This is a genomic window from Puniceicoccales bacterium (assembly GCA_031255005.1).
In the GTDB taxonomy this organism is placed as follows: domain Bacteria; phylum Verrucomicrobiota; class Verrucomicrobiia; order Opitutales; family LL51; genus JAIRTH01.
In genome coordinates this window covers 1-20671 of sequence record JAIRTH010000007.1, presented here as the reverse complement: position 1 = coordinate 20671, position 20671 = coordinate 1, and the positions used below count along the sequence as shown (strand labels likewise).

At 41.5% G+C, this 20671-nt stretch carries 15 protein-coding genes, 2 rRNA genes and 2 other RNA genes; 6 read left to right on the top strand and 13 right to left on the bottom strand.

Annotated features, from left to right (window positions below; translation table 11 throughout):
• Positions 1-12: 12 nt before the first annotated feature.
• Positions 13-804 carry a type II secretion system GspH family protein gene (locus LBH49_00870; protein MDR0351187.1) on the top strand — a complete coding sequence of 264 codons (792 nt, stop codon included), beginning with the start codon at positions 13-15 and terminating at the stop codon, positions 802-804.
• A gap of 2 nt (positions 805-806) precedes the next feature.
• Here LBH49_00870 and LBH49_00865 read toward each other — a convergent pair whose 3' ends face one another.
• Together LBH49_00865 and LBH49_00860 are read right to left on the bottom strand one after the other, a co-directional pair.
• Entirely contained in the window at positions 807-1145 is a 339-nt protein-coding gene (locus LBH49_00865; GenBank protein MDR0351186.1) for a hypothetical protein, read from the bottom strand.
• A 2-nt stretch (positions 1146-1147) separates the two neighbouring features.
• Positions 1148-1624 (bottom strand): type III secretion system chaperone, encoded by a 477-nt coding sequence (locus LBH49_00860; protein MDR0351185.1) that lies wholly within the window; start codon positions 1622-1624, stop codon positions 1148-1150.
• Between the two features lie 224 nt (positions 1625-1848).
• Here LBH49_00860 and LBH49_00855 point away from each other — a divergent pair, with 224 nt between their 5' ends.
• Together LBH49_00855 and murA are read left to right on the top strand one after the other, a co-directional pair.
• Positions 1849-2583 (top strand): hypothetical protein, encoded by a 735-nt coding sequence (locus LBH49_00855; GenBank protein MDR0351184.1) that lies wholly within the window; start codon positions 1849-1851, stop codon positions 2581-2583.
• Positions 2471-3838, top strand: coding sequence for a UDP-N-acetylglucosamine 1-carboxyvinyltransferase (gene murA / locus LBH49_00850; protein MDR0351183.1), 1368 nt, complete (start codon positions 2471-2473; stop codon positions 3836-3838). The genes LBH49_00855 and murA overlap by 113 nt, the downstream gene beginning before the upstream one ends.
• Here murA and LBH49_00845 read toward each other — a convergent pair.
• The 3 genes from LBH49_00845 to secA are packed head-to-tail and all read right to left on the bottom strand — an operon-like array spanning position 3835 to position 9601.
• Positions 3835-5313 (bottom strand): hypothetical protein, encoded by a 1479-nt coding sequence (locus LBH49_00845; protein MDR0351182.1) that lies wholly within the window; start codon positions 5311-5313, stop codon positions 3835-3837. The genes murA and LBH49_00845 overlap by 4 nt on opposite strands.
• A 58-nt stretch (positions 5314-5371) precedes the next feature.
• Positions 5372-6709, bottom strand: a complete 1338-nt coding sequence (gene clpX, locus LBH49_00840; GenBank protein MDR0351181.1) for an ATP-dependent Clp protease ATP-binding subunit ClpX — start codon at positions 6707-6709, stop codon at positions 5372-5374.
• A 12-nt stretch (positions 6710-6721) separates the two neighbouring features.
• Positions 6722-9601: a preprotein translocase subunit SecA gene (secA, locus tag LBH49_00835; GenBank protein MDR0351180.1), complete on the bottom strand. Its 2880-nt coding sequence runs from the start codon at positions 9599-9601 to the stop codon at positions 6722-6724.
• A gap of 136 nt (positions 9602-9737) precedes the next feature.
• Between secA and ssrS the strand changes: the two genes are divergently transcribed.
• Positions 9738-9923, top strand: a non-coding RNA gene (gene ssrS / locus LBH49_00830) — 6S RNA.
• A gap of 23 nt (positions 9924-9946) precedes the next feature.
• On the opposite strand, the gene rnpB is transcribed toward ssrS, so the two are convergent.
• The 3 genes from rnpB to LBH49_00815 form a co-directional block, all read right to left on the bottom strand.
• An RNA gene (rnpB, locus tag LBH49_00825) (RNase P RNA component class A) lies at positions 9947-10306 on the bottom strand.
• Between the two features lie 21 nt (positions 10307-10327).
• Positions 10328-11107 (bottom strand): hypothetical protein, encoded by a 780-nt coding sequence (locus LBH49_00820; GenBank protein ID MDR0351179.1) that lies wholly within the window; start codon positions 11105-11107, stop codon positions 10328-10330.
• A gap of 106 nt (positions 11108-11213) precedes the next feature.
• Positions 11214-13334, bottom strand: a complete 2121-nt coding sequence (locus tag LBH49_00815; protein ID MDR0351178.1) for a ribonucleoside triphosphate reductase — start codon at positions 13332-13334, stop codon at positions 11214-11216.
• A gap of 228 nt (positions 13335-13562) precedes the next feature.
• Between LBH49_00815 and LBH49_00810 the strand changes: the two genes are divergently transcribed.
• Entirely contained in the window at positions 13563-16019 is a 2457-nt protein-coding gene (locus LBH49_00810; protein MDR0351177.1) for a DEAD/DEAH box helicase, read from the top strand.
• 14 nt (positions 16020-16033) lie between these two features.
• Here the strand turns inward: LBH49_00810 and aspS are convergent, their stop codons facing one another.
• The 3 genes from aspS to LBH49_00795 form a co-directional block, all read right to left on the bottom strand.
• Entirely contained in the window at positions 16034-17809 is a 1776-nt protein-coding gene (gene aspS / locus LBH49_00805) for an aspartate--tRNA ligase (protein ID MDR0351176.1), read from the bottom strand.
• Positions 17810-17876: 67 nt separating this feature from the next.
• Positions 17877-18602, bottom strand: coding sequence for an rRNA pseudouridine synthase (locus LBH49_00800; GenBank protein MDR0351175.1), 726 nt, complete (start codon positions 18600-18602; stop codon positions 17877-17879).
• Positions 18603-18619: 17 nt separating this feature from the next.
• Positions 18620-18868, bottom strand: a complete 249-nt coding sequence (locus tag LBH49_00795) for a DUF167 domain-containing protein (GenBank protein MDR0351174.1) — start codon at positions 18866-18868, stop codon at positions 18620-18622.
• A 48-nt stretch (positions 18869-18916) separates the two neighbouring features.
• Between LBH49_00795 and LBH49_00790 the strand changes: the two genes are divergently transcribed.
• Positions 18917-19336 (top strand): hypothetical protein, encoded by a 420-nt coding sequence (locus LBH49_00790; protein MDR0351173.1) that lies wholly within the window; start codon positions 18917-18919, stop codon positions 19334-19336.
• A gap of 59 nt (positions 19337-19395) precedes the next feature.
• On the opposite strand, the gene rrf is transcribed toward LBH49_00790, so the two are convergent.
• Positions 19396-19512 (bottom strand): 5S ribosomal RNA (rrf, locus tag LBH49_00785).
• Positions 19513-19634: 122 nt separating this feature from the next.
• Positions 19635-20671 (bottom strand): 23S ribosomal RNA (locus LBH49_00780); the annotation flags it as partial.

The window sequence follows — 20671 nt, the reverse complement described above, 5'->3', positions numbered from 1 at the left end:
AATTTACAACTCATGATTATCAATTCCAAAGGCCGAAAAAGTTTCACACTGGTAGAAATATTAATTATCATTTGTGCCATAGGTGCTTTAATATCACTTATATTCCCAGTGGTCACCCAGGCTATCCTATCTTCCAGGAAGACAAGCATTGCTAACTCAATGCGGCAGATACTATCAGCCTATAAAAATCAGCTTGCCCAGACCAATCATCCATTGAGCGAAACTGACATAGATGCCTTCCTTGCATCGACCAGTTTTCAAAAAAATGCCAATGCATTTATTGCCTATCTGGTCAACCAACATCATTTGCCAAATAGCCCAAAACTATGCACGGCAAACTATGACTACATGCTGAAGGCTGTGCTGAAGCATGATGAATCTGCGAAAATTCCCATCGGAATAATCAATGACCAAAATGGCATGGATAAAGATTTTGCCACAATCCCAACTTGCTTTGTGTTATGCATAAATATACCAATAGATATGCCGCCTTCTACACCGATTCTATGGACTCGTGGCCTCGGCACCGATGGCAAGTGGCATTGGCCATCAGGTAATTATTGCAACAGAGATACAAAAAATCAATCCTACAATAATGGTAGCTTTTTTGGCCAAGTAGAAGGAGGATTTATTGGCTTTGCCGATGGCACTGTGAAGTGGTATGAGGATCTGGTCGGAAACGATGGCCAGGGCGAATTATTCGAATATGGCAGGGCTATTCGCACAAAAAATGTTCTCCGTGCACTGCCACCAGGCACAATCCAAGCTTCTTGGAATGGATGTGCCAACGATGCCATGCCTTAGCATTATTTTTCCGGAGCATCTAACAGTTGTTTTTGTAGTTCATCGCTGGAAATGGTTCGCATCTTCCTATCAGTCAATGGAGTAAATGTATTCACTTGCTTCTCAGCGGAATATAGTGTATCATGCAAAGACCTTGGAGCCTTTGGACTAGTATCTTTATCCAGTTGCCTAACGGTTCTGGGAGTGGTAGAAATTTTTCCAACAGGCCTACTCACGCGACCCAAAGCTACCAATTTCATAAAGTTAGTACTGTCTGCCTGGAGAGGATTCGTGATTTTTTTAGCATTATTTTTACCAAACTGTGCATCAGACGCCCCATTAAATTTAACACCATCCACCATAATTATCTAAATCTATCCTCGTTTTTATTAAGTTTATTAGCATTATTCTCTTGGGCCACAACCTCGGCATCAAGTGCCATAGACTCAACCCGCTTTGCCCAGGACTCCACATTATCCACAAAAAATCCAAGAGAATCTTCAAATTTTTCTGGATCTTTTAAAGGTAAACAAAATTTATAGGACATCACAATGGTCTGGGTCTGCTTATCTATGGATAATGTAGCACCTTTGGAATCTTTCCAAAAAAAATTCGACTCGAGCAAAAACTCAAAGATTCTTTCCTTGCCCTCGAAGGGAACTGCTGCCACGTAGGAATATAAAATTAATTCACCGGTAATTTCATTTAACTCCAGGTTGACAACAATTTTTTCATCAAATATTAAAATGCATCTGTTATGAGAATCCAAAGATAATCCCTGAAGATTCATAATCTTTCCTAAGTCATGCAATAGCACATCAACCTCTACCTTATAATCCATTCGGCCTCTATTGGTGCTTCAGTTTATTAAAGACATGGTGTTAAGCAAGTGTTTTATTACACTGCCGTGGCAATTTTATCGTACTGATATCTGAAAATATAATAAATTGAAAAACATACTTCTATTTTGTCTTGCTATTCATTTTCATAAAACTAATTGTAGGATTGATTAGTCTAATATTAGTAAAAATTAGACGCATAGAGTAATTTATATTTTGACCGTAGATGTCGGATTTTAGGAGAAATAAGAGTAATGACCTGGGCCGAGTAGGCTTTATCGAAGGTGATTTTGATAGTGATGGAGTGTTATTAGAAAAAACAGAAAAAATTTCTAATAACAGCGATGAACGCCCCCACAACTCACTTAGAAGAGGAAGAGTTCCAAGAAATACTATGAGAAAATGTTGTAATGCAATGACTTCGGCCAATGACTTTGTGGTGAATGATACCTCCAAAGTTATGTCCGATGCCATATCGACAAAACTTCATAGTGGGTTGTCTAAACCCAAGCGGTCGCCATTGGTTAAAAAAACCACAACAGTACATGATGTGCCTGATGATGTATCATATTCCATGCCAAATATTAACACCTCGAGCCATTGCACGGAAAAATTCACTTCATGTTGTGAAAATGAGATCAGCAACAAATTTCGCAAAAATGAAATGAAATTAGAATACAGTGGCAATTCATGTCCCAGAGCCTACGAAAAAGTCACCGAGAAGAAAACACATAAAAATCATCCCATCGGCAATGCCTCCAGAGGAAAAAAATGCGGATGTTCTTCGTTTATTTCAAAGATAATGGCTTTTTTTGGCTTTTCACCGGCTCAGAAAAGATCCGAGGCCAATGTCGTCAAAACCACCGAAAAAAGGCACAATCGTCGCTTCAAAAGCCGTGGTTCTGGCAATAAAAAAAGCAATAGGATACATCAAGATTTTAAAACCAAAGAAGAAAGTTGAAACTATGGATGCTGTAAAAATTTCCGGTGGGAAACTTTTGCATGGGTCTGTAGATATAAGTGGTTCGAAAAACGCTTGTTTACCGATACTGGCGGCATGTTTGCTAACATCTGAATCGTGTATCATTAAAAATGTACCAGCATTAAGTGACATTTCTTCCATGATAGACCTAATGAAAGATTTAGGAGTTGTGGTTGAAACAATTTCTGACAAAACAATCAGTGTCCAGGCAAGAAATCCACGATCGGTGGTAGATTCTAGCCACGTGAATCGCATCCGTGCCTCGGTCTGCTTGATGGGCGCACTACTGGGAAGAACCAACGAAGTTGCCATACCCATGCCCGGCGGATGTGTCATAGGAGCTAGGCCCATAGATCTGCATCTCCGAGGATTTCAGATGCTAGGTGCAAATGTATCTACCTTCGACAGCAATATCTATCTATCAACAAAAGCATTGATAGGCAATAAGGTATGTATGTCAGGCAAATGCGGACCCACCGTAACTGGCACTGCGAATCTGTTGATGGCATCGGTCCTTGCCCAGGGGCAAACGATAATTTACGACGCAGCCTGCGAACCCGAAATCGTGAGTCTATGCAATTTTTTGACGACCATGGGAGCCAAAATAGACGGCATTGGTACATCGACGCTGACCGTTCTAGGCGTGGAAAAATTACACGGCTGTGAGTTCACCATAGACTGCGATCGAATAGAAGCTGGCACATTTGTAATTCTAGGTTTAGCTTGTGCTAAAGAGCTGGTAGTAAATGGGATAACGCATTCCGATTCGTTGATAAATCCACTGTTGGAAGCCGGAGCCGATATGAAAATCGAAACAGACAAAGCCACCATTAAAAAGACAGAAGATATGCGTTGCATGAATATCATTACATCGCCATTTCCTGGATTTCCTACGGATCTTCACGCCCAATTATCTGTGCTAATGACCCAGCTAAATGGCATAAGCATCATAGAAGAAAAGATATATCCTGAAAGATTTGGCCATGTGCCGGAATTGATAAAAATGAAGGCTAACATCCAATTAAATGGACATTCAGAGATAGTGAATGGTCGTTGTAATTTGCGCGGCAACGAGTTAGCTGCCACAGACCTTAGAGCCGGAGCAGCACTTTACATTGCCGGCCTACTGGCCAAGGGTGAGACCATTGTGACGAATACTCATTACGTGGACCGAGGCTACGATCATTTTAACGATAAATTAAGGGCCATAGGTGCTGATATATGCGAAGACTAGGTATCCATATTTCCACTGTCATAAACACAACGCCGAAGCCAATATTTGCCATTTTCATTCAATGCATCCGTAGCTCCAGGTGTATTGTATTTGCTTGAGATCGAACCAATTAGATCTTTGGCAGATTTTTGATCGTTTATGGATTGATAGACAAATTTTTGAAATGCAGCAATTTCTATGCGAAAATTTTCATCCATCGATTGGGTTGAGACGAGCCGCGTCAGGATATGGGAAACCTGATCGACGAGCTCGCGCCTTTTGACCGATTGCACAAACATGCACTTAGCCTTGAGAAACAACAAATAATTGCAAAGCGGTCCTTCACTTATTTTTTCCAGCATCGACTCATATAGTAATTGAGCACCAGGGAAATCATTGCGCAACCGCAACACGACGCCCTGGGCCAATCTGGCAAAATATTTTAGATCCAACACGGTTTCACTTTTGGCAATATCTTCCAATGTAGCCATGGATTTATCATAGTCCTGGAGTCCATTTTCGATATCATATTGCACCGAAAAATACAATGCTAGCTTCGCCTCATAGGATAACTTATTCTCAGCGAAGGAAATCAATATACTACTTGCTTTTTCATAATTACCACACTTGGCCATATATTCAGCTTCATAAAAGAACGAATTATCAGCACAGGGACTCAAGCCATAATGAGATCTCAATCCATTAAACCTATATAAGGCCGAGCTGTACATGCCATAGCATAGATCAATTTTTCCTGCCAATAACAATGCCGAAGCAAACAGATTATACATTTCCATGCTGCTTGTGCTCAAACTATCATAGCTCAGAATACTTTCCAAAATCTGCCTGGCCGTGCTAAAATCATTGAGCCGATAGGAAATATAGGCCTCCACGTAGGAAAACTTCAGTTTTAGCTGGGAGCTGAGTGTCGGCAGTGGATGTAGCAATATGGCTCTAACTCGATTCAGTGCCTCGGCCATTTTAGTGCCTTTAACCATGGAACAGATCAAGTTCCACTCGGATTTCCAGTAGCCCTGAGTACCAATAATATTCGGATTTTTCCCAATCGACTCCATCAATGCCACCACGCCTTCGATGGCGTTGCTTTTTATCATCGAATTGACCTGACGGAATAGTAATTCATCCTTAGGCAGGCTATCTGCTTTTTCAAATAGCTGAGCATACAAATTAGTTGCCATTTCATTGTCGCCATTGAGGTAATATGCATCGGCAATCCGAAGAGTATGCCTATCTTTTTCCATTTGGCTATCCGATAGATCCACCAACTTCGAAAAACATTCCACCACCGTTCGAATTTTTTTTGGAGATTCGCGATAGGCACTGAATGCCAACCACTCCAATGACCGCATCTTGACTTCGACGCTATTTATTTTATCCAGCAATATTTTTACAGAATCTTGAAATTCCAAAACTTTCGACTTAATCTCTTTACATCCAAGAAGTTGCATGCAGAAGCAAACAAAAAACAATAACATGATCAGGCCTATAGTTTCGATGGCTGTTGGCAAACTCTCAACACAATTTACTTTTTCATTACTTTAGAACGAATTTTGGCTCAGACATCTTTTCAACCATTTCACTGGTAATGGTTACGCCTTTGACATCATTTCTAGATGGCAAATCATACATAAGGTTGATCATGAAGCTCTCCAGTATTGATCTCAATCCCCGAGCACCGGTCTTCAACTTGCAGGCCTCTTTAGCAATGGATATCACTGCATCACCGTCAATGGTTAGCTTAACTCCATCCATGGCAAACAATTTTTCATACTGCTTTACCATGGCATTTTTTATATCCAGCATCACATGAACAAGATCCTCCTGGGACAGTTCATCCAAAACAGATAAAACTGGCAGGCGACCAATGAATTCCGGAATCAAACCATAGTGGACCAAATCTTCCGATCTAACCTTTTTCAAAATGGCATCGCTATTTTTTGCATCGCCATCCAATGCTCCACCAGCACCAAAGCCAAGTATTTTTTTGCCAACGCGTTCACTGACAATCTTATCAAGTCCTGTGAAAGCACCGCCACAGATAAACAAAATGTTACCGGTATTCACCTGAATATATTCTTGTTCTGGGTGTTTACGACCACCTTTGGGAGGCACATTGCAGATGGTACCTTCTAAGATTTTTAGCAAAGCCTGCTGAACACCTTCGCCGGAAACATCTCTGGAAATAGAAACATTCTCAGTTTTGCGGCTTATTTTATCAATCTCATCGATATAAATGATACCGCATTCGGCTTTCTTCACATTATAATCAGCATTTTGTATGAGTCTTAAAACGATATTTTCCACATCTTCACCCACATAGCCAGCTTCGGTGAGAGTGGTAGCATCGGCTATGGCAAATGGCACATCGAGAACTTTTGCTAATATCCTGGCCAACAACGTCTTACCACAACCAGTCGGACCAATTAAAAGCACATTGCTCTTTTCCAATTCCACATCACTAAGCTCATCGGGAATGGTAAATTTTCTATCTTCATTGCCATTAATTACACCGGAGGTTAGGAGCCTTTTGTAATGATTATACACCGCCACCGAAAGTACCTTTTTTGCATGATCCTGACCAATAACATATTCATCAAGAATTGCTTTCAATTCGGCCGGACTCTTACAATTAAATTGAAATGGATCATCATTTTCACCACCGGTACCTCTGGATTTCAAATCAAAGCCCTTCCTGTTTCCCTCCTTTGCCACAAAGTCGATGGATGAAAAATCATCCAAATCTTTTGCCAGCGCTCCGATACATACTTTGACGCATCGATCACAGATGAACACATCCGGACCAGACACAAGCTTTCGCACCATTAGCTGACTTTTCCCACAAAAAGAACAATAATCAAGATCATCGGTCATATTACAAAAATGTTAATTAAATGACGGTTTTATTTTTTTATTCCTACCTCCAGCGTTAGAATTGGAGTGCTTTTTTTCTCTTTTCTCTTTTTTCTCTTCTTTTTCTTCCATCTCTATCTGAAGTGACCCGACCTTTGACAACTTTAAGAGCATATCCTTGAATGTGTTAATACTCGTCGATGCCCTAAAAATTCTATTACATACGCCCTCGCGGATCTGTGATATCAGCTGCTCGAAGCAGTGATAGGCCTCCTGTTTATATTCTGCCAGAGGATCCTTCTGGCCATAGCCGGCCATGCTAACACTTCGCCTAAGTTCTTCCATTTCAGTTAGATGGTCCTGCCAATTCACATCTATTGAATTTAAAATCACCGAACGTTCTATTTCGGGCAAAATATCTTCGTCTTCGGTGGAAATTTTTACATTATATGCATCCTTGACTCTCTCAAAGGAAAAGGCACCTAGTCCATCGGCGCTGTTAAGCTGTAGCAACTCCTGCCTATTCAACGAAATGGGAAAGCTCATATTCATATGATAAATGAAAGAATCGAGTTCGCCCTCATCAATTAATCCAGCTTTTTGCCGACCTATAACCCTCTGAGCCCTATCGAAAATCTCTTCATTTATAAAATCCAATATCATCTCTCGAATATCACTATTATTCAGCACCTTATTTCTGAGAGCATAGACTATTTCTCTTTGTTTATTCAGCACATCATCGTACTGTAACAGCCTGCGACGCATAGAATAATTACTGGCTTCGACCTTCTTTTGAGCCCGTTCTATGGATGAATTCAGCCATGGATGCTCTAGCACTTCTCCTTCCTTGAACGTGCGTTCCAATATGTTGGCAATGGGCCCAGAACCGGCGAATAATCGTATCAAATTATCTTCCAATGACGCATAGAACACTGACATGCCCGGATCACCTTGTCTTGCGCAACGCCCCCGAAGCTGCCGATCTACTCTTCTGGACTCGTGGCGCTCGGTACCAATAACCAACAAACCTCCAAGTTCTGCAATTCCATCTCCAAGTTTGATATCAGTTCCACGGCCAGCCATATTTGTGGAGATTGTCACCGCATCTCTCATGCCGGCATTCGCAATGATCTCGGCTTCTTTTTGATGAAATTTTGCATTCAAGACCGTATGCTTTATTTTGGCACTTTTCAACATTCGACTAAGAAGCTCCGAGGCCTCCACCGATGCCGTGCCAACCAGCACCGGCTGATGATTTTGGTTGGCTTCTTTTATCCTTTCAACCACCGCATTGTATTTCTCGCGCCGAGTCTTGAAAATTAAATCGTTAAAATCCTTTCTAAGACAAGGACAATTGGTAGGAATGGCCATCACGGACAGCTTATAAATATCAAAAAATTCCTGAGCCTCGGTCTCGGCTGTACCAGTCATGCCAGCCAATTTTTCGTACATCCTAAAATAGTTCTGTATGGTGATGGTGGCGTAGGTTTTGGATTCTTTTTCAATTCTAAGACCCTCCTTGGCTTCGATGGCCTGATGCAAACCATCGCTCCATCGACGTCCGGGCATTGCCCTACCGGTATTTTCATCCACAATGACAACCTTACCATCCTGAATCACATATTCTTCATCAATACTATATAAACTATAGGCCCTCAATAATTGGCTCACACAATGAAGTTTTTCGCTTTTTATTGCAAAGTCCTCTTCGGCTTCGCGCTTTATCTTCTCCTTTTCTGCAGGATCCATATCCTTATTGCCATCTATGATAGAAAACAACGCTGGCAAATCTGGCAGCACAAAGGCATCAGGATCGCTGGGAAATAGCGTATTTCTTCCAATTTCAGACAAATCTGCCTGATGATTTCTTTCGTCTATGGCAAAATATAAATCTTCTTTCATTTTTACGCGCAATTCGCGATTTATATCAGCGCCCATCTCCAGATCAAATTTGTCCAATTGTTTACGATATACTCCGGTTTCCATCATGCGCAACAATTGCCTATTTTTTGGCATGCCTTGCTTTATCTGCCATAGCTTCTTGTAGGCCTCCATATTAAACTGATCCTCGGCCAATAGCTTGGACGCTTCCTCCGCAAGTTTGTTACACAAAGACTTCTGCACCGAAACCAATTTTTCTATGGCAGGTTTCAATTCCATAAATGGCGTTTTCCGTTTCTCTCGAGTTGGCCCCGAAATGATCAATGGTGTCCTGGCCTCATCGATGAGAATGGAATCGATTTCATCAACTATACAAAAATAATGATCTTTTTGGACCTGATCCTCGTGATATGTGGCTATGCCATTGTCACGCAAATAATCGAAACCAAACTCCGATGATGTGCCATAGGTTATGTTTCGATCATATTCCTGTTTTCTATCATCTGAATCCATGTCATTTTGCAGGCAGCCCACCGAAATTCCCAGCAAATTATATAAATAGCTCATCCATTCCGAGTCTCGCTTGGCCAGATAATCATTGACTGTGGCCAACTGGCAATTGCGACCGGTGAGAGCATTCAAATACAGAGGCAATGTGGCTACCAAGGTTTTACCTTCGCCGGTGGCCATCTCAGCTATCATCCTCTGGTGCAATGCAATGCCACCAATCAGCTGCACATCATAGTGGATCATATTCCATTCCAATTCATGGCCACAGACTTCTACTTTTTGCCCGCATAGCCGCCGAGCAGCATTTTTCACCAAAGCAAACGCCTCGGGTAATAATGAATCCAAGCTTTCACCATCCCTATGCCGTTGCATGAACTCCATGGTCTTTTCACATAACTGCCCATCCGCCAAAGCATTATATTGCTCATCGAACCGGTATATTGCCTTCACGATGGGCTGACATTTTTTTAAAAACTTCCTATAATGTCGCCCGGAAAATAATCTAAAAATTCTTCCTATCATAGCTGATTATGGGGTTTGATTTAGATCACACACAGCAATCACAATACCCTACGGCACGTAAGATTGAGCAGATGTGTGATTTTGCAAGATTTTTCAGAAAATGTTCTGGATTTTTTGCACACATTAGTTATTTTCTTTTTCGCTGGGGTGTTCGTGATTCCAGATAAATGTTCCATTCCTTATTATGTATTGCATAATGCTGGGCAAAGAGTCGTAGCTGTCAGGCCATTTTATTATGGAAGACAAAAGCTTCTCTACTAGCATAAGTCTGTTGAGGGCAAGGTAAGTGAACATATCATGACACGGCACATCCAGCCTTTAATTTTTTCACTTTCAGATCTTAAAATGTTTTGCTGGGTTATAAGCCGGATTCTGTTCGACCTTCGTCGCTGTGCTCATTTATCTAGTGAATTTCACTTTCCCTGCGGAATGCGGCAAACCCGCGAGCATTGGACGGGCAGCCCACTCGCCTATTCTGCCTTGCATCTGATTGGGTTTTCATTGCTAACTGGATCACTCCAGCCACGGTGAGCTCTTACCTCGCCATTTCACCCTTACCTTTCGGCGGTATATTTTCTGTTGCACTTTCCGTCTGAGAATCTTTAGGATTTCCCAGCCCAGACTTTCATCTGGAATCGCGCCCTTCGATGTCCGGACTTTCCTCTCGAAAAACCTAACGTTCCGAGCGAGCACACCCCCAGCAAAACACCTGTGACGCTACAAAAACTAAGACAATGTCAACTCTATCCCATTGGATTTAATATCATTGCTTTTTTTGATGCAAAAATCTGATTTTGGATCATTGGATTCTTTATCGTAATTCGTATCCTCCTCTGAATCCGTAAACTCAGAAGGATCGGTATCCGATCTATCACTTTGACAATTACCAGCCCACCATAGGTCATATATCACTCTAAAATTGTCGTCATCTTCAAAAAATACTTTTAAAACCGCATCTATGCATGACTTTACATCGCTATTTAAAGTATCCATCTCAAGTAAATCATGAAAAACCTGCATATATTTATCAGCTAAACTAAAATTAAATACTTCTACAGCATCATTATAACGACATTTTATGGCTAAAAGAGCATTATACAGAAACGTTTTACGCGCATCTATCAGTAAAATTTCCGTGCTTTTTAAATTAATGGGAGCCAACAAAAATTCAGGAAAAAATGCCAATGCATCTTTATATATACTTAATAACGTCGATAGGATGGAATAATTGTTATCTATTATATCCGGTAAACTACAGGAATTCAGCATGATTATATACATGCACCACGGAGAGTTATCCATAATATTTGATGGATAGACAACATCGAAAGCATCTCTATCTTTACAAATCCTTTTGGAAAACTCCATGATGCCACTATTCAAAGCCTCAATAAATAAATCTTTATTATATCCATTGGATCTTTCCTGTTCGTAGGCCATAGCCACTTTCCTATCAATCAATGCTTTTTCTAGCATGAAATCTACCACCTCAATATCAAAATCCATTTTACCGCTTTATTAAAGAAGGCTATGTAATAAAAATATATAAATTTAACAAATAAAAATTCCTAAAAACATACATTCAATTTCATGAGAAGAAATTCATTGAATATCACATGGTAACATATTTTCTTAGCCCAAACTCCGCTTGCTTGCCATCGTTCCATTGATGCACAGGCCTTAGATAACCAACAACTCTTGAATACACCTCGGTGGCACTACCACAGGTTGGACATAGAAAATGTTCACCACTTAGATAGCCATGGGATTGACAAACGGAGAAGGTTGGAGTTAGAGAAAAATATGGCAGCTTATAGCTATTGGCAATTTTATAAACCAACTTTTTCACAGCTTCCGTTTCTCTGATCCTTTCACCAAGGAAAATATGGACCACTGTGCCACCAGTAAATTTTGTCTGTAAATCATCTTGATTATCGAGAATTTCGAACAAATCATCGGTAAAATTAACCGGCACATGGACCGAATTTGTATAGAATGGAGCCTTATTATCCATGGACTTACCATCGCAACTATGATCATTGGCACACATGATTTTGTTGCCAAATTTCTCCTTATCCTTTTTAGCGAGCCTAAAGGATGTACCCTCGGCCGGTGTTGCCTCTAGGTTATAATGATTGCCGGTTTTTTTCTGATATTCTACCATCTTGATTCTCATGTAGTCCAATACTTTTAAAGCAAAAGACTTGCCTTCATCTGACACAATTCCCTTGCCAAATAAATTTAAACAGGCCTCGTTCATTCCCACTATGCCTATGGTCGAAAAATGGTTCTTCCAATAGGATCCAAACCGCTCCTTTATATCTTTCAGATAAAAAGTCGTATAGGGATACAAATTCGAATCCGTAAATTTTTCCAGCAAATCGCGTTTGATTTCAAGGCTATCTCTAGCTAAATCCATTAAATTTCTCAACCGCATAAAAAATTCCGACTCATTTTTGGATAGATGGGCAATTCTAGGAAGGTTTATTGTTACGACACCAACGCTGCCGGTAAGCGGATTGGCTCCAAATAAACCACCACCTCGGCGCTCAAGCTGAGTATTATCGATCCTCAGCCTACAGCACATGGACCTAGCATCTTCGGGTTTCATATCTGAATTTATAAAGTTAGAAAAGTAGGGAATGCCGTATTTTCCAGTCATTTCCCATAGACCTTTTAGATTTTCATTGTCCCAATCAAAATTTTTCGATAGATTTATTGTCGGAATCGGAAAGGTCATTATTCTACCTCGGGCATCCCCTTGGATCATTACTTTGAATAACGCCCTGTTAAAAATATCCATTTCTTTTTGAAAATCACCATAGGTTTCATTCTTGAATTCGCCACCGATTATAACCGGTTCATTGGCCAGGTGAGCTGGACAGAATAAATCCAGGGTTATATTTGTGAATGGCGTCTGGAAACCAACTCTGGTGGGCACATTTACATTAAATAAAAATTCCTGGAGTGCTTGCTCTACCAATCGCTCATCCAGGCTATCGAATCTTATGAAAGGGGCCAGCAATGTGTCGAAATTCGAAAACGCCTGGGCACCAGATGCTTCTCCCTGCAGAGTGTAAAAAAAGTTTACAATTTGCCCCAGGGCAGTTCTGAGATGTTTGGGGGGCTTCGCCTCTAATTTTCCCGACACACCACAGAAACCTTCTCGCAGTAAATCCGCCAAATCCCAACCGACACAATAAACCGACAACTGACTCAGGTCGTGGATATGAAAATCTCCAGCCCCGTGGGCGTCTCTTATGGCCGCCGGATATACATTATTTAGCCAATAGGTTTGGCTCATCATTCCGGCTAAATAATTGTTTAATCCCTGCAGTGAATAGGTCATATTGCTGTTTTCTCGGACCTTCCAATCCAGCTTTGCCAAATATTGCTCCACATTATTTATCTGTGCCTTGGTGGCCAATTGGTCCATGTTATCCCGCCTATCTCTGGCCAATATAAACATCTTCGCACTGGCATGAAATTTGGATCTAAACAAAACATATTCTATGGCATCTTCGATCAATGCACAGGAATGCTCCGAATTGCAACCATTTTGCTCCCAAATTCTAGAGATAACTTCTCTAGATAATGACCAGGACATCTCATTATCAAACTCACCGGTGGCTGATCCAATGCTAGCCAACATACCGTACACCTGCTCCTGCATCGCCGAAGTACTAACACTTTCTATTTTTTCGTTCAATCCGCTATTAAATACAGTTTTCATATAATTATTAAATTAACACATCACTACATACTAAATATTGCGATTCACATCACTAACTGATACTATATATAGTTATGCTAAAAAGAATGCGAGCATATTTTCATTAAAGTTATTCACAATACCCCATTGGAAAATTGCATTGGCCATACATTTAATTCATTAATAATGGCAATTATTACAAGACGTTCTTGCTTTTTTATATTTAATTTTACAGAATTTGATATCTATATGTATAGGAGACCACCGGTATTAACATTTACTAAAGAGGCCATGGAAGCGTGGATGTCAAGAATTTGTGATCTAAATTGGCCAAATATCTTCTCTAAAGAAACCATAGGCATTGGCAATAACATCTTTGAAAGCGGCATGGTTCGCGAAATTGATATGCGCTGCAACGATGTTATTGTAAGATTTTTAGATGAATATAGAGTCCAAACTTTGGCAACCATTGAACATGGGCCTGATGGCTTTGGGACCAGATCATCCTGTGACGACGCTGAAAAATCTGACGCATTTATAGTGGCCTCATTTTTGGCTCTGGAAAATTCCATTGCTGAAAAAAACGAATCCATATTCGCCGATGATGGCACTCCAAAACAAAATTATAAAGCCCGGACCATGCCAAATAATTCCGTCGAAAACCCACCATCAGAGCGCATCAAATTAAAATTTTTTATTACCAATCAGGTATTATGTTTTAAAGCCTTCTGGAGCGACACCCTATCTCCGGTGCTATCGGATAAAAATTTCCGAAGCGATTCCACAGCCAGTGCTAAAAAATCTGCACTGATCAAGCTAGTCCATACTGCTAGGAAATTTGGGTTCATGTTTTCAAAAAAAGCAGGTGAATATCGGCTATATAATCTGCCCCAGGCCATAGATTTTTGCCGATCTACCATGCCAAAGCTCACCGCGGCCTTTGATCTGGAATTAGATGACAACGTAAAGCTATTGGCCAACGGATTAAAGCACTTGACACCGGTGATAAAGACCGCCATGAATGGAGATTCCATTGACCTCCACTTCGATATGATGGATGGCCAAACCGAAATTAACACCCAGGCCCGACAATTGGTACTCCATTCCAATGGTCACACGATCTTTATTCCAGGCATTGGTGTCACGAAGTTAGATAAAAAAACAGTCAATGCCATAAGGGAACAGATGCATATCTCCAGCAAATTCGACGGTGACCTTCCGCGATACATGATCTATTCCATATTTGTTGATTCGGACATCGCCATTGCAAAAGATGACAACCTTTTGACCTGGCAGAAATCCTTCGAAACTAAGCCAAATACATCCGTTGTCATGCCAGAATTTTTAAGGCAATATCAAAAGGAAGGTGTGACTTGGATGGCACATTTACTAAATCATGGATTCCATGGCCTATTGGCCGATGACATGGGGCTTGGCAAAACACTCCAGGTACTCACATTCATATCAAGATATGCCAGCACAAAATGTTCCGTGGTCATATGCCCAGCCAGCGTAGTTCCGGTTTGGAAACACGAGGCAGAAAAATTTTTTCCAGAGCTAACGGTAAAAATATTTTCATCGGCAGACAAGACCATCGATGACTGTAATCTTATCATTACAAGCTATACCCAATTGCGTAGGAATAAGGCAATTTTTTCCGGTAAAAAATTTCAGCTGGCAATTCTCGACGAAGCTCAGTGCATAAAAAATCCATCCACAAAGGTATTTGCCGCCTGCTTGGCCATAGATTCGACTTGGCGATTAGCTCTTAGCGGAACGCCTATCGAAAACAATATCCAAGACCTATGGAGTATTTTCAGATTTCTAATGCCAGGTTTGCTCCAAGACCAGTCAAAATTCATCGAATTTTCAAAGAATGACGATAGGGCTGCCGAAAAAATCAAAAAACAAATCGGGCCATTTATGCTGCGGCGCACAAAAGAATCTGTGGCAGAAGAGCTTCCAGAAAAAATCGAAATCGATCTTCCCTGCACCCTTACAACGCGTCAGCGCAATTTGTATGAGACCACTCTCGAAAAGGCAATAAAAAGATATGATGTGGATGGCAACACCCAGGATATAAACAAGTTCGGCATATTGGCTATACTTACAAAACTGAGACAGATTGCCTGCGACCCTGGTATAGTTCCAGGAATAGAGGCCGATTTCGAAGAAAGCTGTAAGCTGGAATCTCTGAATCAAAAGCTTGCTGAAATATTGAATAATGGTAAAAAAATTGTAATATTTAGCCAATTTGTAACTTTTTTAAAGAGAATACGCGAGTTTTTAAAATCTGAATATGAAGGAATTAAGATTTTTGAAATAACCGGTGCCACCAAAAAAAGAGATGACGTCGTAAAAAATTTCCAAGAATTTGAAGGACCTTGTTTGATTTTAATAAGCCTAAAAGCCGGCGGTACCGGCATAACATTGACCGCAGCAGAATATGTTTTTTTAATGGATCCCTGGTGGAATCCGGCCGTCGAACGCCAAGCTATGGATCGAGTCCATCGAATTGGTCAAAACAAAAAAGTCACTGTATATAGATTAATATCCGACGATACCATCGAATCCAAGATTCAGATACTTCAACAAAACAAAAACATGCTTTTTGGCGATATAATAGATTCTCTTAAAACCCAGCAAAGCGGTGGTTCGTTTTTCATGAAACACATCAAGGAACTGCTGGAAGCACCTCGCAAATAATTAAATGTAAAAAATTATTCGGTTAGTGATATGTGCAATTCCCGCAGCTGTTTGTCACTGACAGTCGATGGACTTTGGGCCATGAGATCCTGGCCTTTTTGGGTTTTTGGAAAGGCTATGACATCTCTTATGCTATCGGTTCCGCAAATTATTGCGCTCAACCGATCCAGGCCCAGAGCAATCCCACCGTGGGGAGGAGCACCAAACCTGAAGGCCCGCAGCATATAACCAAATCTTTCATGAATCACGTCCTCGGGTAATGCTAACACATCCTTCATGATCATTTCCTGGAGATTTGGATCATGGATCCTTAGGCTACCACCACCAATCTCAAAGCCATTGAGCACCATATCATAATGTTGCCCACGTACCTTCTGTGGATCGGTTTTCAACAAAGCAATATCATCATCTATTGGTGCCGTAAATGGATGATGGGTCGCCACATATCTACCACTGTCCTCATCATAGGATATGAGCGGAAAATCCACAATCCAAAGAAAATTAAACCTGTCTTTTGATATATGCAATTTTTTCCTGTTTATCAACAACTTTGCAACGTCTAACCTTATCCGACCAAGAATATTACAGCATTTTGTCCAGTCATTTGCAGCAAAAAATATCATATCACCATCTTCGATATTTAAAATCGAGGCCAGTCCATCTATCTCATTCTTAGAAAGGAACTTAAGAATCGGAGACTTCCACTCTCCGTGCTCAACTTTGATAAAAGCAAGACCCTTGGCTCCCAAGGACTTCGCCGCATCCTCCAAGGCCTTCATTTCGCCCTGGGATATATCTGCCAAACCCTTAGCATTGATTGCCTTCACCGATCCACCGGCCTGCACACAGGAACTAAATACTTTGAATTCAGACATTTCGAACAATTTTGACAGATCCTTTAGCCTCAAATCAAACCTGGTATCAGGCTTATCGCATCCATAATTATTCATAGCATCCACAAAGGGCATCCGTTCGAAGGGAGTTTCGATATTCAGATCCATAGCCTCGGAAAAAACTGCTTTCATCATACCTTCGATGAGATTATATATATCCTCACATTCTATGAATGACATCTCTAAATCCACCTGGGTAAATTCCTGCTGCCGGTCGGCTCGAAGGTCTTCATCCCTAAAACATCTGGCCAGTGAGTAATACTTTTCCACGCCAGAAACCATCAACATCTGCTTGTATTGCTGCGGCGACTGGCTCAGTGCATAGAACAATCCAGGATTTACCCGGCTTGGAACCAAAAATTCTCTGGCACCTTCCGGTGTGGCTTTAAACAGACAAGGCGTCTCAATCTCCACAAAATCATTGGCATCTAAATAATTGCGAATCGCTTTCGAAATTCTATGCCTGGTTCTCAAATTATTTATATTTTTCCCACGGCGCAGATCAAGATATCGATGGGCAAAGCGAATATCCTCGCTGACCCTGTCGGCTTTATCATCCAATGGAAATGGTAAAGTATCGGCAATGTTATGAACAACTACTTCATTGGCAATAACTTCAATTTCACCTGTGGGAATCCCTTCATTTATTGTCTCTGCGGGCCTGGCGGAAACAGAACCCATGACTTCTATGACAGATTCATCCTTGAGCGAATGCAATAATTTGCCAAGGGCGCCATGCTGTGGATCAATCACAACCTGGGTAATCCCTTCTCGGTCTCGTAGGTCCACGAAGCCGAGACCACCATGGTCGCGAACCGATTGTACCCAGCCTATTAACCTTACTGTCTTACCGACATCGTTCCTATGCAGTTGATTGCAATGATGTGTCCTTTTCATTGGACTTCAATGAGCTGATTTTTTATTAAAATTTCAAGCACATTTTCCTTAAATCAAAACCGGCGAACTATAACACATTCTTACCAAACAACTTACAAATCTCAAGCTCATCCAATACCTTCAACTGACCAGGTTTTAGGTTTTTCAGCTTTAGCTTTCCGATTTGCACCCGCTTCAGCCGATGCACAAGATAGCCACAGGCAGCAAACATCCGCCTTATTTCTCGCTTTTTACCTTGGTTCAGATGGACCTCGACTAAACTGCGCCCGGCCTCATCGGTTTCCAATGGGACAATTTTTTTGGCAATAAGAGTTTCGCCATCGTCAATTATACCATTCAGCATCAATGGAATATTTTTGGCATCGAAGCGTGTTCTTAATGTAACAATGTAGATTTTTACAATGTTGGCCCTGGGATGGGTGAGTTTATTTGCAAAATCGCCATCATTGGTCAGAATCAACATGCCCTGGCTATCTTTATCCAACCTGCCACAGGATATAAGTTTCTCACCAGCATACTCTTTGGGTAACAGATCAAAAATCGTTGCACCGCTATGAAATGCATCGTCATGGGAACATAGCACTCCTCTTGGCTTATTCATCATGACCACTAACAATTTCTTATGCAATGGCTTAATTCGGCGCCCATCAACCTTTACCACATCGCCTTCGGCCACCGAATCGCCGATCTTCGCAAAGCTGTCGTTGATTGTCACCCTAGCCTCCAGAATCAATGCCTCAGCCTTCCTCCGAGAACATATACCGTTTTGTGATAAAAATTTTTGAAGCCTCATGGATTTACAACGAAATGCTAGACCAGTGGTTTTTGCAAATCATTTGCGTCAATTTCCAAAATTTTTTCCCTGGATCTATGTCCATGAACAATCTTTACTCGTGACTTGGCCACCTTAAATTCCTTAGCAATAAGGCGCAATAGGCCATCGTTGGCCTTGCCATCTTGGGCCGGCTGCTGTATTTTAACCACAAGCATACCATCAGTATTTGAAACAATAGCTGTCTTTGATGCATTGGGTATCACTCTGACAGTAAGTCGTATCATCGTTAAAAATCCATTGAAAAATTTTTATCTGGTATCACAATTTTCATCGTGAATAAAATAGAAAAATTTTTTGAAAAAGAAAATCTCGGCAAACTCCTATTGAGATTAATCGTCGGAGGATTTATCATCGCCAAAGGCGTTATCCATATTTCGGATTCAGCCACCGCACTCCAGTCCTTCGAAGGCATTTGCAAGCTGATATTTGGAATAAAAATTCATAGCCAAACATTGGTAATTCTATTGTCACTGTTGCTCATAATTTTTGGCACATTTTTTCTCATCGGATTTCATTTTAAAAAAAATACATTCCTGCTATTGTTAATGTTTATAATTAAAATGACCTATGCCCATAGCCTAAGCCACAGCTGGATGGACCATCAAGTATTGTATAACGTAACCTGTTGTGCCATAATGATATCTTGTCTATTCGTGGGACCAGGAACAGTCTGTGCGGATAAACATAAATAGAAAATTCCATGGAAACAAAAAGATGGCCCGGAAGGTCCAAAAACTCTCCGAGCCATAGATACTGGCAACAACCTACTCTCGCACCATATCGTGACGGCACTACCATCGGCGGCTGAAGGCTTAACGATCGTGTTCGGAATGGGAACGTGTGTTTCCCTTCACCTATGATCACCAGAGTAGATGCTGTGCACATCACCCTCAAGCCATTACCAATACCACGGCCAATCCATCGATCCGCCGTGGATCACAGAAATTGTCGGTCCAATGCATTGGGAGAGAGAAATTGTCAAATTTGCGAAGAAGAAAAACTTTCGAGTCATTAGTATCGGTTAGCTTAATACATTACTGCACTTACACATCCGACCTATCAACCTGGTGGTCTGCCAGGACTCTTCAGGAGGTTACCCTCCATGGAAATCTTATCTTGGGAATGGCTTGGCGCTTAGATGCTTTCAGCGCTTATCCAGTCCGAACTTAGCTACCCGGCGCTACTGCTGACACAATAACCGGAACACCAGAGGTTCGTCATTTCCGGTCCTCTCGTACTAAGAAATGAATCCCTCAAATTTCCAACGCCCACAGCGGATAGAGGACCAAACTGTCTCACGACGTTTTGAACCCAGCTCACGTGCCTCTTTAATTGGCGAACAGCCAAACCCTTGGGACCTTCTCCAGCCCCAGGATGAGACGAGCCGACATCGAGGTGCCAAACAGCGCCGTCGCTATGAACGCTTGGGCGCTATCAGCCTGTTATCCCTAGGGTACCTTTTATCCTTTAAGCGATGGTAGTTCCACTCCAAACCACCGGATCACTTGAACCTGCTTTCGCAACTGCTCGACTTGTTGGTCTCGCAGTAAAGCTTCCTTATACTCATGCGCTCAATTGCCGATTGCCAACCGGCATGAGGAAACCTTCGTAATCCTCCGTTACCTTTTCGGAGGAGACCGCCCCAGTCAAACTGACCCCCTAGCACTGTCCTTTGCCCAGATGATGAGTCAAAGTTAGTGGCCTAACAAACGAAGAGTGGTATTTCACCGACGACTCCCCGATACCCTGAAGTATCGGATCAAAGTCTCCCACCTATTCTACGCATCAAAAGCCAGACAACAATACCAGGTTACACAGTAAAGGTCCATAGGGTCTTTCCGTCCTGCTGCGGGAACGCGGCATCTTGACCGCGACTACAATTTCACTGAGCATCTCTCGGAGACAGCACCCAACTCGTTACACGATTCGTGCAGGTCGGAACTTACCCGACAAGGAATTTCGCTACCTTAGGACCGTTATAGTTACGGCCGACATTCACGGGGGCTTAGACCAGAAGCTTGCACCTC